At 64.8% G+C, this 16,645-nt stretch carries 11 protein-coding genes; 8 read left to right on the top strand and 3 right to left on the bottom strand.

Going from position 1 to position 16,645, the window contains the following annotated elements; genetic code table 11:
* Positions 1–14 precede the first annotated feature (14 nt).
* Complete coding sequence (gene glnE / locus AC8GDA_RS08525) at positions 15–2,726, bottom strand: bifunctional [glutamate--ammonia ligase]-adenylyl-L-tyrosine phosphorylase/[glutamate--ammonia-ligase] adenylyltransferase (protein WP_506556105.1); 2,712 nt, start codon at positions 2,724–2,726, stop codon at positions 15–17.
* 47 nt (positions 2,727–2,773) lie between these two features.
* On the opposite strand from glnE, the gene AC8GDA_RS08520 reads away from it, so the two are divergent.
* The 4 genes from AC8GDA_RS08520 to AC8GDA_RS08505 are packed head-to-tail and all read left to right on the top strand — an operon-like array spanning position 2,774 to position 9,866.
* Positions 2,774–6,412: a YhdP family phospholipid transporter gene (locus AC8GDA_RS08520; RefSeq protein ID WP_506556104.1), complete on the top strand. Its 3,639-nt coding sequence runs from the start codon at positions 2,774–2,776 to the stop codon at positions 6,410–6,412.
* Positions 6,409–7,275 (top strand): carbon-nitrogen hydrolase family protein, encoded by an 867-nt coding sequence (locus AC8GDA_RS08515; RefSeq protein ID WP_506556103.1) that lies wholly within the window; start codon positions 6,409–6,411, stop codon positions 7,273–7,275. The genes AC8GDA_RS08520 and AC8GDA_RS08515 overlap by 4 nt, the downstream gene beginning before the upstream one ends.
* A 3-nt stretch (positions 7,276–7,278) precedes the next feature.
* Positions 7,279–8,775: a metalloprotease TldD gene (gene tldD, locus AC8GDA_RS08510; RefSeq protein ID WP_506556102.1), complete on the top strand. Its 1,497-nt coding sequence runs from the start codon at positions 7,279–7,281 to the stop codon at positions 8,773–8,775.
* An 8-nt stretch (positions 8,776–8,783) separates the two neighbouring features.
* Positions 8,784–9,866: a 3-deoxy-7-phosphoheptulonate synthase gene (locus AC8GDA_RS08505; RefSeq protein WP_506556101.1), complete on the top strand. Its 1,083-nt coding sequence runs from the start codon at positions 8,784–8,786 to the stop codon at positions 9,864–9,866.
* Here the strand turns inward: AC8GDA_RS08505 and AC8GDA_RS08500 are convergent.
* On the bottom strand, positions 9,863–10,495 hold the full coding sequence (locus AC8GDA_RS08500) for a cob(I)yrinic acid a,c-diamide adenosyltransferase (protein WP_506556100.1): 633 nt from the start codon (positions 10,493–10,495) through the stop codon (positions 9,863–9,865). The two genes, AC8GDA_RS08505 and AC8GDA_RS08500, sit on opposite strands and share 4 nt — an antisense overlap.
* Positions 10,492–11,397: a LysR family transcriptional regulator gene (locus tag AC8GDA_RS08495; RefSeq protein ID WP_506556099.1), complete on the bottom strand. Its 906-nt coding sequence runs from the start codon at positions 11,395–11,397 to the stop codon at positions 10,492–10,494. Before AC8GDA_RS08495 ends, AC8GDA_RS08500 begins: the two co-directional genes overlap by 4 nt.
* A gap of 110 nt (positions 11,398–11,507) precedes the next feature.
* On the opposite strand from AC8GDA_RS08495, the gene gcl reads away from it, so the two are divergent.
* The 4 genes from gcl (at position 11,508) to AC8GDA_RS08475 (ending at position 16,645) form a co-directional block, all read left to right on the top strand.
* Positions 11,508–13,298: a glyoxylate carboligase gene (gcl, locus tag AC8GDA_RS08490; RefSeq protein ID WP_506556098.1), complete on the top strand. Its 1,791-nt coding sequence runs from the start codon at positions 11,508–11,510 to the stop codon at positions 13,296–13,298.
* A 47-nt stretch (positions 13,299–13,345) separates the two neighbouring features.
* The gene (gene hyi, locus AC8GDA_RS08485; RefSeq protein WP_506556097.1) at positions 13,346–14,125 is read left to right on the top strand and encodes a hydroxypyruvate isomerase; all 780 of its coding nucleotides are present in this window, start codon (positions 13,346–13,348) and stop codon (positions 14,123–14,125) included.
* A gap of 78 nt (positions 14,126–14,203) precedes the next feature.
* Positions 14,204–15,100: a 2-hydroxy-3-oxopropionate reductase gene (glxR, locus tag AC8GDA_RS08480; RefSeq protein ID WP_506556096.1), complete on the top strand. Its 897-nt coding sequence runs from the start codon at positions 14,204–14,206 to the stop codon at positions 15,098–15,100.
* 21 nt (positions 15,101–15,121) lie between these two features.
* A complete protein-coding gene (locus tag AC8GDA_RS08475; protein WP_506556095.1) occupies positions 15,122–16,645 on the top strand; it encodes an FAD-linked oxidase C-terminal domain-containing protein in 1,524 nt (507 codons plus the stop codon).

The raw sequence follows: 16,645 nt of genomic DNA, 5'->3' as shown, positions 1-16,645 counted from the left end.
AGAAGGAGTCGATTCTACCCAGTGCGCTGCCGGATCGCCGCCAGGGGCCGAATGGTCTCGGGCGCAGCCGAGAAGACCTCTGCCCAGAGGGCCTCCACGGCAGTCCGCTCGGCCTGCAAGAGGCCGGCCTCGACCCGGGCCGAGGCCGCGCCAGAGAGTCGGATGCGATGCTGGTGCTGCCGAAATCGGCGATAGGCATCGGCCGTGGCATCGGCCAAAGGCCTCGAGATCAGGCCGAGGTCGGCGGCCCGACGCAGCAGTGCGATGTTGCCCAGGTTGTCCGTGAGGCCAGGATGCTCGTGGGCATGGCCCAGCACCAAGGCCTGCACCATAAACTCAATGTCCACCATGCCACCGGTGTCGTGCTTGAGGTCAAACTGCCCGCTCGGGTTGGGATGCCCGTCGTGCATCTTGTCTCGCATGGCCAGAATTTCTTCGAGAAGCCCCGCCTGGTCGCGCGGCATGCGCAGAATCTCGATGCGGGCCGATTCAAAGGCTTGGCCGATCTCTGGGTCCCCCGCGCAGAAACGCGCGCGGGTGAGTGCCTGGTGCTCCCAGACCCAGGCCTGCTCCTTCTGGTACTGAATAAAGCCGGTAAGGTCAGAGACCAGCAGGCCCGCATTCCCATTGGGCCGCAGGCGCAGGTCGATCTCAAAGAGGCTGCCCGCCGCCGTGGTGGTCGAGAGCCAGACATTCATTCGCTGGGCCAGGCGTGCATAACGCTCTTGGGCCAACTCGTGTGGATCGTCGTGCACAAAAATCAGGTCGAGGTCGGAGGCGTAGCCCAGTTCCTTGCCCCCGAGCTTGCCGTAGGCAATCACGGCAAAGCGGGGCGTGTCCCGGTGCTTCCTCGGGGTGGCCACCCAGGCCGCATGCAGCGTGGCTCGAATCAGGCAGTCGGCCAGGGCCGAGAGATGGTCTGAGAGGCGCTCCACGGTCCACAGGCCCTCGAGGTCTTGCACCAGGAGTCGGAAGGTCTGCGCATGGTGGGCCTCGCGAAGAAGGTCCATCTGCCGCTCCACATCTGGCGCGTCCCCCAGCCGCGCCTGCGACATGTGCCGCTCCAGGTCGAGGGCGAATGCCGCCAGGTCGGGCGGGTCCATCAGGGTGCGACTGTCGAGCAGTTCGTCGAGCACGATGGGGTGTCGACGCAGGTAGTCGGCCGCCCAGGAGGACGACTCCACCACGCGCGCCACGCGCGCCATGGCCTCGGGATATTCGTCAAAGAGGGCGAGATACGAGGCCCGGCGGCCGAGCGACTCCAGCAAGGCCTCAAGCCCCTGACGAACCAATATGGGCTGTTGGCTTGCATTGGCATGCTGCTCGATGAGCGCCTTGACCCGGCCCATTCGGCTCTCGCGGTCCGTCGGTCGGGGCCGGGGCTCCTCCGATGGGTCTGCCTGCGTGGTGTCGTCGCGTCGAAAGAGCTTGTCAAAGAGGGCCGACACCCGCTGTTGGTGGATCAGGATGGCCTCGGCCAGTGCGTCTGCATCGGTCAGGCCCATGGCCCGGGCGGCCCGATCATAGGCGCTGGCCGAGCCGCCGAGCACATGGGTCTGGGCATCCTCGTCGTACTGGAGCCGGTGTTCCAGCCGTCGCCAAAAGCCATAGGCCTCCTGGAGGTCCCGCACCTCATCGTCGCTCAGGCGGCCTTGCTCTCCGAGGGTCGTCAGTACACGGCGTGTGCTGCGGTCCCGCAGTCGCTCCTCCCGGCCGCCGCGAATCAATTGGAACAACTGGGCGATGAACTCGATCTCTCGAATGCCGCCGCGGCCAAGCTTGACGTCCACCGGTGCGCGGCTGCCGGCGAGTCTGGCCTCACGGCGCTGGCTCCGACGCTCGGCCTCTTCTCGGATTTGGCCGTGGAGTTCGCGAAGGGCGGCCAGGGCATTGAAGTCGAGGTAGCGCCGAAAGACAAAGGGGCGGCGAATGGATTCCAAGGCCTCCAGGCTGGCCTCAAACAGGGCAGGGCTCTGGAAGACAGGCTGGTTCACCACCCTGGCCTTGATCCAGGCATAGCGTTCCCATTCGCGGCCTTGAACGATGAGGTAATCCTCGAGCATGGCCAGGCTGCAAATCACGGGCCCGGCATCGCCGTTGGGCCGCAGCCGCAGGTCCACGCGAAAAACGAAGCCCTCCGCAGTGGGCTCGGCCAAGAGGGCCGACATGCGTCGGGCGACCTTGCCGAAGAAGCTGCTGAGGTCGATCTGCCCACCCATTGCGCCGTCTTCAAGGGGCACGCCACTGGTCTGACCGTCGTCTGGGATGAGGTAGATGAGGTCGACATCGGAGGAGGCATTGAGCTCATGGCCCCCCAGCTTTCCCATCCCAACAATGAGCAGGTCGACGGGATGTCCGCGCGGGTCTTGTGGCGTGCCGTGCCGGGCTGCAAGTCCTTGGGTGGCCGCCTGATAGGCCAATTGAATGGTCTGCTCTGCAAGTGCGCTGATGGACGAGAGGTTCTCGGAGAGGTTGGAGAGGCCTGCCAAGTCTCTGGCCATGATCGCCAGCAGGGCGCTGTTGCGAAACTGGCGCAGGCTCGTCGCTGCATCGTGGGACGGCTCGGTGATCCCTCGCCAGTGGGCTGCCAGGTGCTCTCTGAGTTGCAGCTCCGTGATGGCCTTGGCGGGATCCATCAGCAGGCCTGCCGCATCGAGCCGCGCCAGGGATCGCCGTGCAAAGCCGGAATGCTCGGCAGCGATCTCATAGGCGTGGTGCAAGGCCATGGTGGATGCGTCTCCTGGGAGGGGTGGGCTGTGCCAGAATTTGGATCATGCCACCGCCACGCGCTCAGACCTTGCCGCCCTCCATGGCGCAGGCGTCCTTGAGGTGGTGGCTGCACCGAGGGGCGCGCTGGCTCATCTGGCTGGTCGTGGCGATCGCGTTGTTGCTGGCCCTGGCCGCCATGGGCTTTCGCTGGGTGGTCTGGCCCAAGGTCGCAGATCTCCTCAATGACCCGGTGGCGCTGGCCGAGCAGACGTCACCATACTTGGTTGCGGAGGGTCACCGGCTCGATGCCTTCGGCGCCTCGGCCCAATGGCGGGACCTATTCATACCCACCATCGAGGTGGAACGCATCAGCCTGCGCTCAGCCCAGGGCGACCTCCTGGCCCAGGCCGACCAACTTCGGGCCGACTTCGGCCTGCGCAGCCTGCTCTCCATGTGGGCAGGCCAGCCAGTCTTCTCTCGGCTGGCCTTGGAGCGTTTGCAGATCACCCTGGCGCGAGAGGCCAATGGTGAGATTCGTCTTGCTGGTTTTCTGCTGGCGCAGCCCCCCCCCGATGGACCTGGCCTGATGGCCTTGTTGGCCGAGCAAGGGCCGGTGGCCATTGGCCGAACCGAGCTGCACTGGCGGGATGCACGCGACGACCCCGGTGAACCGGCGGCGGGGCGGATAGACCTTCAGGGCCTCGCCCTGCACCTTCGGGGGGATGAGACCGTGATTGGGTTGGATGCGGTGGCGCTCTCGCCCCTGTCGGAACTCCTGGCGCGGCGTCTGCCGGGCCTCAAGATGGGTGGGCGGCTGTCTCAAATGGAGTTGGGCTGGCAGGGCGCACTCCCCGACCTGACCCAGGTGGATCTGGCCCGAGACCTTCCGCGGCTGCAGATGCGTGCCCGGCTCGACGATGTGAGCCAGGAGGGACTGCCACAGGTGCCGGCCTTGTCTGGTTTGAGTGGCTCGCTGGTGGCCAATGGGGTGCGGGGCAGTCTCAGCATCCAGAGTGAGGGCCTGTCGATCGCCTCTGATGCTTTCATGCGGCAGCCGCGTCTGGCCATGGCCTCTGTGTCGGGTTCCTTGAAGTGGTCTGCCCTCCAACTGGCCGCTGGTGAGGGCACAGGGCCCTGGCCCAGGCTCGCTGCGGTGGATGTGGCGCTTCAGGGGCTCAATGTGTCTGACGAAGGCCTGGTCTTGGATGTGTCGGGTCGGTGGCGATACCGTGGCCAAGGGCTGGGCGATGCCAGCCTCAAGGGCACGGTGGGCGGGCTGGTCCCAACACGGGTGGCCGCGCTTTTGCCCCGGGCCCTGGGCGATGAGACCCACGCCTGGATTGCCCGGGCCTTTGAGTCGGGCCGCCCGGTGTCTGGGAATTGGTCGCTCGATGGGCCCTTGGCCGACTTCCCATTTCGCCAGCCTGGAACGGGCAGCTTTCAGGCGCGGCTGCGCTTTGAAGATCTCCAACTCCATTTCGCCCGACAGTGGCCGGTCATTGATGGCGCCTTTGTAGACCTCCGATTCGACGGCTCGAAGATGACGGTCTCGAGCCGCCAGGCGCGCATGCTGGGAAACCCACTGGTGACGGTGGAAGGTGAGATTGCCGATGTGCTGGCGAGCCAGCCCATGCTGGCTCTCAAAGGCCGCTTTGAGAGCGACCTGCCCAGCTTGTTGGCGGCGGTGAATCAATCCCCGGTGCGCAGCATGCTCGGCGACCTCACCGTGGATGCGCAGGCCAAAGGGCCTGCCAGCCTCGACCTGGCCCTCACGGTCGACCTTCACGACACCGACAAGACCACGGCCGACGGACTGCTCACGGTCAAAGGCGCTGACCTGTTCCTGGCGGGCGGGTTTCCAGCGGTCTCTGGCCTGAGCGGCTCGCTGCGGTTTTCGGACCGAGGCCTGGTGACCTTGGACTGGCGGGGGCAGGCCTTGGGAGGGCCGTTGCAACTGGCCCATCGGCCTGCGGAGTCTCGAGAGACGCGACTGGCCGTGACGGGCTCGCTCGAGGGCGGCGCACTAGAGACCTGGTTGGGCAGCGCCTTGGATTTCCCGTTTCGGGGCGTGCTCGCCGGCCGCACGCCCTACGAGGTGTCGGTGTTGATTCGGCCAGGCCAGGTGGACCTCGATGCGCAGTCGAGCCTCAAGGGCTTGTCGGTGAGGCTTCCTGTGCCGGCCCGCAAGCTGTCTGATGAAGACTGGAGCCTGCGGCTGGGGCTGGCCCAGCGCCTTTCCGCCACGGGCAGTCGCGTGGCCCGATGGACCTTGCGAACCGACAAGGGACCCCTGCAGGCCTTGGTGGAGCAGCGCCGCCCGGGTCCGGGTGCAACGGGACGATCCAAGGGGCTGGTGAGCCTGGGCCTGCCGCTGGCCGAGCCGAGCACAGATGGCACCGTCGTGCGGGTGGCCGCACCCAGGCTGCATCTGGGGCGCTGGCTCGATGCACTGGATCGTCGGGTGGTCACGCCTGCGCCAGGCCAAGGTTCCTCGCTCACAGGGGGCTTGACCCGCATTGAGTTGAGCGCCGGCCGCCTGGAGCTCGATGGTGGAACCGCCCTGTCGACCGTTCAGGCCCAGGTGGCCCAGCAGGCGGGCGCCTGGGTGGTGGACCTGCAGTCTCAGGAGGCGGTGGGCCGCCTGAATTGGCAGCCCAATGCACAGTCAAGCCGGCGAGGGGCGGCCTCCAGGGGTTCCATCACCGCGCGGCTCAGTCGCCTATGGCTCTCCCCAAGCCGCGGCCCGAGCAGCCTGTCGGCTGGCGAGGCTGCGGAGGATGACCTGCAGTCGCTCACCGCCATCAGTCAGGCCCGGCGTTGGCCCAGCGTGGACTTGGTGGTCGAGGATTTTCGCCGAGGGCCCCAACAGTTTGGTCGGCTCACGCTCGACGCCGCACCATCGCTGCAGGAGGCGGCCTGGCAGATACGGTCGGTGGTGATCGACAATCCCGATGCCAGCCTGCGGGGCAGTGGCCGCTGGGAGGCAGCCCCACAGCAGGCTGGCAAGTCTCAGACCAGCCTTGATTTGGTGCTGGATATTAAAAGCAGCGAGGGCCTTCTCACCCGTTTGGGTCATCCGGGCCTGCTGCGGGCAACACCGGGCCAGGTCAAGGGGCAACTGCGCTGGCCGGGTGCGCCGATTGATTTTCGTGTGCCCCAACTGGCTGGCCAGCTCGCACTCGACCTCCAGCAGGGTCAGTTCCTCAAGGCCGAGCCGGGCCTCTCCAAGTTGGTCAGTGTGGTCAACCTCCAGTCGCTGCCCAAGCGCATCACACTCGATTTTCGCGACATCTTCTCGGCGGGCTTTGCCTATGAGCGGGTGAGGGGAGACCTCCTGTTCTCGCAAGGGGATGTGCGCACAGAGAACCTGCGGGTGGTTGGCGTACAGGCCTCGGTCTTCATTGAGGGAACGGCCTCCATCATGGACGAGACCCAGCAGATTCGAGTTCTGGTGTTGCCGGAGCTCAATGTTGGGCTGGCCTCGCTGGGCTATGCCTTGGTGAACCCGGCCATCGGCCTGGGCAGTTTTCTGGCCCAGTACGTGCTGCGGGATCCATTGCGCAAGGTGCTGGCCTACGAGTACGAACTGACGGGGCCTTGGTCTGACCCTGTGGTGAAGGAACTCCCTCGGCGCGCACCGCCAGGGGCCGAGGGCCAAGCTGGGACGGCCGACGGGGCAGCCGGCTCGGTGGGCAGGCCATGATGGCATCCACGCGAGTGGCGGCGGTGCAGATGGTCTCGGGCCAGTCGGTGCCCCAGAACCTGCTGCGCATGTCGGCCCTGGTGGCCCAGGCGGCAAAAGCCGGTGCCCGCATGGTGCTGCTGCCCGAATACTTCTGCCTGATGGGCGCAGACCCCCGGGACAAATGCCGTGTGGCCGAGCAGGCGTGGCCCATCGGTGCATCCGCACCCGAGCCCGGCGCGGCCCAGCCCATTCAGGCCGCCCTGTCTCAGGCGGCCCGTCTCAGTGGCGTCTGGCTGATCGGTGGCACCGTGCCCCTGGCCTCCTCAGACCCGGCCCGTGTGTTCAATGCCACCTTGGTTTTTGATGTGCAGGGTGCCTTGGTGGCCCGTTACGACAAGCTTCACCTCTTCTCATTCCAGCAGGGCCAGGAGTCTTACGATGAATCCCAGACCATTCTGGCGGGTGCAGCCCCAGTGGCCTGTGAGACACCAGCAGGCCGAACCGCCTTGTCGGTCTGTTATGACATTCGTTTCCCGGAGTTCTTCCGACGCCTTGCACAGCCCGAGCCACTGGACCTCATTGTGGTGCCGGCCGCCTTCACCGAGACCACCGGGCGGGCCCACTGGGAACTCCTGCTTCGCGCGCGGGCGGTGGAGAACCAGTGCTGGCTATTGGCCAGTGCCCAGGGTGGCCTGCACGAGAACGGCCGACGCACCTGGGGGCACAGCATGCTGATTGACCCATGGGGCGAGGTGGTCGAGCGCCTTGCCACGGGCGAAGGCATTGTCTCAGGTGTGGTTGACCCACAACGCACGGCGGCCGTTCGCCTAAACTTACCTGCACTGGCCCATCGTCGCGTGGGCCTCACCAAGGAAGACTGACTCATGACACCAGCCGATTCCGCCATCGCATCGTTGGCCATTGCCAACCGAGTTCTGTTGGAGCCCCACGGGCTCACAGAGGCCCATTGCCACGCGGCGCTGGCCGAGATTCATGGCCACAAGGTGGACCATGCCGACCTGTACTTCCAATACACCAAGTCCGAGGCCTGGAGCCTGGATGAGGGCATGGTGAAATCCGGCAGCTTTTCGATCGATCAGGGCGTGGGCGTGCGGGCCATCTCTGGCGAGAAGACGGCCTTTGCCTACAGCGACACCCTGAGCCCAGCGGCCCTGCACGAGGCGGCGCTCACCACGCGCACCATCGCCCGGTCGGGCGGCCGCGCCATGCCCCAGCGGGTCACCGACCATCGCAGCAAACTGGCTCGGCAGCGCGAACTCTTTCAGGGCAAAGGCACGTCCAGCCTGTATGGCGTGGCCGATCCGCTCGAGGCCCTGTCATCCGAGGACAAGGTGGCCTTGCTGATGTCGGTCGAGCGGATCGCACGGGCTGAAGACCCCCGTGTGGTGCAGGTGATGGCCTCTTTGGCTGGTGAATTCGATGTGGTGCTCATTTTGCGAAGCGATGGCCGGCTGGCTGCAGATGTGCGGCCTCTGGTTCGGCTGTCGGTCTCGGTGATCGTGGAGGCCAACGGCCGTCGCGAGCAAGGCTCCAGTGGCGGCGGTGGCCGGGCCGACTTCGGCCTCTTCACGCCCGGGGTGCTCACAGGGCACGCCAAAGAGGCCGTTCGCCAAGCCTTGGTCAACCTCGAGTCACGGCCTGCGCCGGCGGGTCAGATGCCGGTGGTTCTCGGGCCAGGCTGGCCGGGTGTGCTGCTGCACGAGGCGGTGGGCCATGGCCTCGAAGGAGACTTCAATCGCAAGTGCTCATCGGCCTTCGCGGGGCGCATGGGCCAGCGGGTTGCGGCCAGGGGCGTGACTGTCATCGACGATGGCAGCCTGCCAGGCCGCCGCGGCTCCCTGAATGTGGACGACGAGGGCAATGCCACCCAGCGCAATGTGCTCATCGAGGACGGCATTCTCTGCGGCTACCTCCAAGACAGCCTCAATGCCAGGCTGATGGGTGTGGCCCCCACGGGCAATGGACGTCGAGAGTCCTATGCCCACCTGACCATGCCCCGCATGACCAACACCTTCATGCTCGCGGGCAAGGACGACCCGGCAGAGATTGTCGCCTCGCTCGACCGCGGCCTCTATGCCGTCAATTTCGGCGGCGGCCAGGTGGACATCACCAGCGGCAAGTTTGTCTTCTCTGCCTCCGAGGCCTACTGGGTCGAGGGCGGCAAGATTCAGTATCCCGTCAAGGGCGCCACGCTGATTGGTAATGGCCCCGATGCACTGACCCGGGTGAGCCGCATTGGCAACGACCTGTCGCTCGACCCCGGCATTGGCACTTGTGGCAAGGAGGGCCAGAGCGTGCCCGTGGGGGTCGGCCAGCCCACGCTGCGCCTGGAGGGGCTCACGGTGGGCGGGACGGGCTAAAATAGGGGATGACCTCCTCCACTGCCAACCTGCGCATTCGCGCCCTCAAAGAACTCGCCACCCCCGATCAATTGGTGGCCGAGCTGCCCGTCTCGGCCAAGGCTGAGCAGACTGTCTCTGCCGCGCGGCAGGCGATCCATCGCATTCTGCATGGCCAGGACGACCGCCTGCTGGTGATCATTGGCCCCTGCTCCATCCACGACCCGAAAGCCGCCATGGAGTACGCGCAACGGCTTGTGGCCGAGCGTGAGCGCTTCAAAGACCAGCTCGAAATTGTCATGCGGGTCTACTTCGAGAAGCCCAGAACCACGGTGGGCTGGAAGGGGCTGATCAACGATCCGCACCTCGACAACAGCTTTGACATCAACACAGGCCTGCGCAAGGGTCGGTCCGTGCTCTCCGAGATCAACGACCTTGGTCTGCCCGCGGGCGTCGAGTTTCTCGATGTCATTTCGCCGCAGTACATCGCAGACTTCGTGGCCTGGGGGGCGATCGGCGCGCGCACCACGGAGTCGCAGGTGCATCGGGAGCTGGCCTCTGGCCTGTCTTGTCCCGTGGGCTTTAAGAACGGCACCGACGGCAACCTAAAGATCGCCTTTGATGCGATTCAGGCGGCCTCCCATCCCCATCATTTCCTGTCCGTCACCAGCGAGGGCCGAACGGCCATTGTGGCCACGGCCGGCAACGAAGACTGTCATGTGATTCTGCGTGGCGGCAAGCAGCCCAACTTCGATGCCGCCAGTGTGCAGGCGGCCTGCGAGGCGGCGGCTGCGGCCAAGGCACCTTGTAAGCTCATGGTCGACATGAGCCACGGCAATTCCAGCAAGAAGCCAGAGAATCAACTCCCCGTCTCCGAGAACATTGCGGCCCAGCTCGCGGCCGGCGAGACCCGTATTTTTGGTGTGATGGTGGAGAGCCACCTGGTCTTTGGGCGGCAAGACCTGCAGCCCGGCCAGACCCTGGCCGACCTCACCTATGGCCAGAGCATCACGGATGGCTGCATCGGCTGGGACGACAGCCTGCGCATTCTCGAGAACCTGGCCAAGGGCGTGTCTGCTCGACGCACCGTGGCCGCCAAGGCAGCCGCCTAAGAAGCGGCCTTGTTGTTCTGCGGCCGGTCCGACTCCCGGCGCCAGTAGACCTCTGGTCTGCCACCGATGCGTCCAATCGAGCGGGCCATCACAAACATGAGGTCGGAGAGTCGGTTCAGGTAATGCTGCGGGCCGGCCTCCCGGGCGAGCGCCGCACGGCGGGCATCGGAGGTTTCCCGCTCCACCAGCCACAGGAGGCTTCGCTCGGCGCGCCGGGTCACTGTTCGCACCACATGGGCTGTGGCCGTGGCCATCGAGCCCGCGGGCAGAATGAATTCGCGCAGCGGCGCCAGCTGGCCGTTGAGGTCTTGGAGCCACTCGTCGAGCGCCAACACGCGCTCGGGCTTGAGCAGGGCCTCTCCGGGCAGGCTGATTTCACCACCGAGGTCGAAGAGGTCGTGCTGGACGTGACTGAGCATGGCATCGAGACGGGTGGCTTCGGCCTGGCCTGGGCACTCCGCCGAGAGCACGGCCCGAAGCACACCCACCTGGCTATTGAGTTCGTCGAGGTCGCCCAACACGGCGATGCGCTCATGGTGCTTGGGCAGTCGAGTGCCGTCGGCCAGGCCGGTGGAGCCATCGTCACCCGAGCGGGTGGTGATGCGAGAGAGGCGGTGTCGAGTGTTCATGGTCGGGCCCACCAATTGTCTTGGAATTGGCTCTGCAGCCAGCTCAACAACAGTCCAACCTTTGTGGGCAATAGTTTGGGGGAGGGGTAGACCGCATGGACCTCCTGAGACGGCATGCGCCAGTCTGCGAGCAGTTCCTGAACCTGCCCAGACCGAAGGGATCCGTGGGCCACATAGCGCGGCAGGGCCGCAATGCCCATGCCTTCGCGTGCGGCCATGAGCAGGGCGGCGAGGTTGTTGGATCGAAGTGGGCCTTGAACCGTGACCGTGCGCTCCTCGCCCTTGGGCCCGGTGAACTGCCAGCGCGCATCACCCTGCACGGTGCTGTAGATGAGGGCACTGTGCTGCTGCAACTCCTGGGGCAGCTTGGGCCGCCCTCGGGCCTTGAGGTAGCTCGGTGAGGCCACCACCGCCCACGGATTGAGCCCGAGGTATCGGGAGCCGAGGCTGGAGTCGGCCAGTCGCCCCATGCGGATGGCGACGTCGATGCCCTGCTCGAGCAGGTTGATGTAGCGGTCCTCGAAGGAGAGGTCGATCTGAAGGCCAGGGTGCTGCTTGAGAAATTCGATGATGAGGGGTGCGAGCACTCGGCGACCGAAGGCCACCGAGGTGCTAATCCGAATGACGCCATGGAGTTCATGGCGCATGGCGGCCACCTGGTTCTGCGCCTCCTCCACCTGATGCAGGATCTCGCGGCCACGTTCGTAATAGAGCGCCCCGACCTCCGTGACCGAGACCCCTCGGGTGGTGCGATGCAGCAGCCGAGAACCCAGTTTGGCCTCGAGGTGTGCGACGGCCTTGGTGATGGCGGGCTGTCCAACCCCCGCCTCGGCCGCAGCCTTGCTGAAGGAGCCCAGGTCGACCACGCGAACAAAGGCTTGAAGGGCTTGCAGTTGGTCCATGGCCAATTATTCCACAAAGGAATAAGGCAAATGCAGCGAAGGGGGCTTCAGTTCACTACCGAGAGCCAACAAAATCAGCCCATTGGTTGTCCAACTCAAAGGAGACGAACATGGCCAAAATGACCGCCGCAATGGCTGCTGCAATGGTGCTGGAAAAAGAAGGCGTGGTGCAGGCCTTTGGTGTGCCTGGTGCCGCCATCAACCCACTCTATGCTGCCCTTCGGGAGCGACAGTCTGTTACGCACATCCTGGCCCGCCACGTCGAGGGTGCCTCGCACATGGCCGAAGGCTACACCCGGGCCAAGGCCGGCAACATCGGCGTCTGCATCGGCACGTCGGGCCCTGGCGGCACCGACATGGTCACCGGCCTCTACTCCGCCCAGGCCGACTCGATTCCCATCCTCTGCATCACGGGTCAGGCCCCGCGGGCTCGTCTGCACAAAGAGGACTTCCAGGCCGTGGACATCGCCAGCATTGCCAAGCCGCTGACCAAAATGGCCACCACCGTGCTCGAGCCAGGCCTCGTGCCCCGGGTGTTCCAGCAGGCCTTCCACCTCATGCGGTCTGGCCGTCCAGGCCCTGTGCTGATCGACCTTCCCATTGACGTGCAGCAGGCCGAGATCGAGTTCGACATCGACACCTACGAGCCCCTGCCCGCATTCAAGCCCACGGTGAGCCGTCGGCAGGCCGAAAAGGCCATCGACATGCTCATGGCCGCAGACAAGCCGCTGATCGTGGCCGGTGGCGGCATTTTCAATGCCGATGCCGCCGACCTCCTGGTCGAATTCGCAGAACTCTCCGGCGTGCCGGTCATCCCCACGTTGATGGGCTGGGGTTGCATCCCCGATGACCACCGCCTCATGGCCGGCATGGTCGGCCTTCAGACCAGCCACCGTTATGGAAACGCCAGCCTCTTGGCCAGCGATTTCGTCATGGGCATCGGCAACCGTTGGGCCAACCGGCACACGGGCTCGGTCGACACCTACACCAAGGGCCGCAAGTTTGTGCACGTGGACATCGAGCCCACCCAGATCGGGCGCATCTTCACGCCCGACTACGGCGTGGTCTCGGATGCCCGTGCCGCGCTCGAGCAGTTCATTGCCATCGTCAAGGAGCGCAAGGCGGCCGGCAAGGCCAAAGACTTCTCCGACTGGTCTGCCCGTTGCGAGGAGCGCAAGCGCCTGATGGGCCGCAAGACCCACTACACCGAGACGCCGATCAGACCGATGCGCGTCTATGAGGAGATGAATACAGCCTTCCCGCGTGACACCATCTACGTGTCGACCATTGGCCTGTCTCAGATTGCGGCTGGCCAGTTCCTGCGCGTCTACGGTCCGAGGCAGTGGATCAACTGCGGCCAGGCAGGCCCCCTGGGATGGACGATCCCGGCTGCCCTTGGCGTGGTGGCGGCCGACCCCACCCGCACGGTGGTGGGAATCGCGGGCGACTACGACTTCCAATTCCTCATCGAGGAACTGGCGGTGGGCGCACAATTCTCCTTGCCCTATGTGCAGGTGCTGGTCAACAACAGCTACCTCGGCCTCATCCGACAGTCTCAGCGGGGCTTTAACATGGATTATCAAGTCCAGTTGAGCTTCGACAATCAGAACGTGTCGGATCCAACCTTGAAGCCCTATGGCGTGGATCACCTCATGGTGGTCGAAGGGCTGGGCTGCAAGGCCCTGCGTGTCACCGACCCAGAGAAGATCCAGTCGGCCCTGCAACAGGCCCAGTCCATGGCCCGTGAATTCCGTGTGCCGGTGGTGGTGGAAATCATCCTCGAGCGCGTGACCAACATCTCGATGGGCACCGAGATCGACAAGGTCAATGAGTTCGAGGCCATTGAGTGCCTTCACCCCGAGGGCCCTCAAGGCCTGGAGCGTGCCGGCCTTCTGGAATAATTCCAGGCCGCCCACACGCTGGATCACCAACCCACAGAGGAACATCGATGCCCAAGTTTGCTGCCAACCTCACCATGCTGTTTAACGAGGTTCCGTTCTTGGACCGATTCGAGCAGGCTGCGCAGGCCGGCTTCGAGGCGGTCGAGTTCCTCTTTCCTTACGACTTTGCGGCTGAAGACATCCGCGCCAAGCTCAAGGGCAACAAGCTTGCCCTGGTGTTGCACAACCTGCCCGCCGGCGACTGGGCGGCGGGTGAGCGAGGCATCGCCTGCCACCCCAACCGGGTGGACGAATTCCGGGCGGGCGTGGCCAAGGCCATTTCCTATGCGAAGGTGCTCGAGGTTGGTCAGCTCAATTGTTTGGCGGGCAAGCTGCCCGACGGGGTGAGTGCCCAGCAGGCCCACGGTGTCTTCGTGGAGAACCTTCGGTTTGCCGCAGGTGAGTTGAAGAAGGCGGGGCTTCGCCTGCTCATTGAGCCGATCAACACCTTCGACATCCCGGGATTTTTCCTCAGCCGAGCGGACCAGGCCTTGGCCATTCTCAAAGAGGTTGGCGCAGACAATTTGTTCATTCAGTACGACATCTACCACGCGCAGCGCATGGAGGGCGAGATTGCAGCCACCCTGCGCGACCGGCTCCCCCAGATCGGCCATCTCCAGTTGGCCGACAACCCGGGCCGCAACGAGCCTGGCACCGGTGAGCTCAACTACGCATTCCTGTTCAAGCACATCGATGCGATTGGCTACACCGGCTGGATCGGCTGTGAGTACAAGCCCAAGGCGGCCACGGTTGACGGCCTCGGCTGGCGCAAGTCACTCACCGCCTGATGGCCGCAGCGCCCCGGTTGGCCATCGCCCCCGCATTCCATTCATTCACCCCACATTGCATCTGAGGAGAGCATTCACATGAGCATGAAAATCGGATTCATCGGCCTGGGCATCATGGGTGCGCCCATGGCAGAGCACCTCCAAAAAGCCGGCCATCAGCTGTTTCTCAACACCATCGGCGACATGCCAGCCTGGGTGGCGGGCTCGTCTGCCACCGTCTGCGACACCGCCAAGGCTGTGACCCAGAAGGCCGACATCATCATCACCATGGTCCCGGACACCCCTGATGTGGAGGCCGTGCTGTTCTCCGCCAATGGTGTGGCCGAGGGCGTCTCCAAGGGCAAGGTGGTGGTCGACATGAGCTCCATCTCTCCCATTGCCACCAAGGAGTTTGCAGCCAAGATCCGTAGCCTTGGCGGCGACTACCTCGACGCGCCCGTCTCGGGTGGCGAGGTTGGGGCCAAGAACGCCACGCTGACCATCATGGTGGGTGGCGATGAGGCGGTCTTCAATCGGGTCAAGCCCCTGTTCGAGCTCATGGGCAAGAACATCACCCTCGTGGGTGAGAACGGTGCGGGCCAGACCACCAAGGTGGCCAACCAGATCATCGTGGCCCTCAACATCGAGGCGGTGGCAGAAGCCCTCGTTTTTGCAGCCAAGGCCGGGGCCGATCCTGCACGGGTCCGCCAGGCCCTCATGGGCGGCTTTGCATCCTCCAAGATTCTGGAAGTCCATGGGGAGCGTATGGTCAAGCGCACCTTCGACCCGGGCTTCCGAATCAGCCTCCACCAGAAAGACCTGAACCTGGCGCTCTCCAGTGCCCGGGCGCTTGGTGTCTCGCTGCCCAACACGGCCACCGCGCAGGAACTCTTCAACAGCCTGGCCGCCCGAGGGGGGTCCGGCTGGGATCACTCGGCCATGATCAAGGCCATCGAGAACCTGGCGAATTTCGAGATTGAGCCGCCCAAGGCGTGATCCGGTTCTACACTAGCGGTTGTGAACGCGCCCCGAGAACTGCAGCTCGGCGAACTCCGGTTTGCCGACATCAGCCAGCCCATGCCGCCCGAAAAGCGGCGGGGGTTTCTGGCGGACTTGGCCAAGGCCCTGTCGGCCGATCGGCTGATCACCGACCAGGAGTCGCTTCGGCCCTACGAGTGTGACGGCCTGACGGGCTACCGGCAGATTCCGGTGGCCGTGGCCCTGCCGCTCAACGAATCCGAGGCCGCGGCGGTTCTGCGGGTCTGTAAGGCCCATGACGTGCCGGTGGTGGCCCGAGGTGCGGGCACCGGCCTCTCGGGCGGGGCCACGCCACATCGGGGTGGCCTGGTGCTCTCGTTGGCTCGCTTCAATCAAATTCTCTCCATCGACCCACTGGCCCGGCTGGCCCGCGTTCAACCGGGCGTGCGCAACCTGGCCATCAGTGAGGCGGCCGCGCCCCATGGCCTTTATTACGCCCCCGACCCCTCCTCGCAGATCGCCTGCTCCATCGGGGGCAATGTGGCCGAGAACTCCGGTGGGGTTCACTGTCTGAAGTACGGCCTGACGGTCCACAACGTGTTGCGCATCCGAGGCCTCACGCTCTCGGGCGAGGTGATCGAGGTGGGCAGTGAGGCCCTCGATTCTCCGGGACTGGATCTGCTGGCCCTGCTGATTGGCTCTGAGGGCATGCTGGCCATCACCACCGAGGTCACGGTCAAGCTCGTGCCCAAGCCCCGTTTGGCCCAGGTCATCATGGCCTCCTTCGACGATGTCGAGAAGGCAGGCCAGGCCGTGGCCGATCTCATCGCGGCGGGCATCATCCCAGCCGGCCTGGAGATGATGGACAAGGGTATGACGGCGGCGGTCGAGGAGTTTGTCCATGCGGGATACGACCTCAACGCCCAGGCCATTCTCCTGTGTGAGTCCGATGGCACGCCCGATGAAGTGGCCGAAGAAATTGAACGCATGCAGGCGGTGCTCTCGGGCAGCGGGGCCACAGACCTGCGTGTCTCGCAGTCGGAGGCTGAACGCCTGCGGTTCTGGTCGGGCCGCAAGAATGCATTCCCAGCCTCTGGCCGCGTGTCGCCAGACTACTACTGCATCGATGGCACCATCCCCCGCAGACGCCTGGGAGAGATGCTTCGGCGCATTGCCCAACTCGAGCAGAAATATGGCCTTCGCTGCCTCAATGTTTTTCATGCCGGCGACGGCAACCTCCACCCACTCATTCTGTTTGATGCCACCAAGCCGGGCGAGTTTGAACGCACCGAGGCTTTTGGCGCGGAGATTCTCGAGATCTGTGTGGACTATGGCGGCACGGTCACGGGTGAGCACGGTGTGGGCATCGAGAAGATCAACACCATGTGCATGCAGTTCTCGCCCCAGGAACGCATGAGCTTTTTCTCGGTGAAGCGGGCCTTCGACCCCGATGGCCTCCTCAACCCGGGCAAGGCCATTCCCACACTGTCTCGTTGTGCAGAGTTTGGCCGGGAGCATGTGCACCGTGGCGCCCTGAAGTTTCCCGAGCTCTCACGTTTCTGA

The organism is Hahnella aquatica (SeqCode) (assembly GCF_965194505.1).
Classification (GTDB): domain Bacteria; phylum Pseudomonadota; class Gammaproteobacteria; order Burkholderiales; family Burkholderiaceae_A; genus Hahnella; species Hahnella aquatica.
Note: the sequence above shows the minus strand (reverse complement) of the source record. Positions and strands in the feature narration are given on the sequence as shown.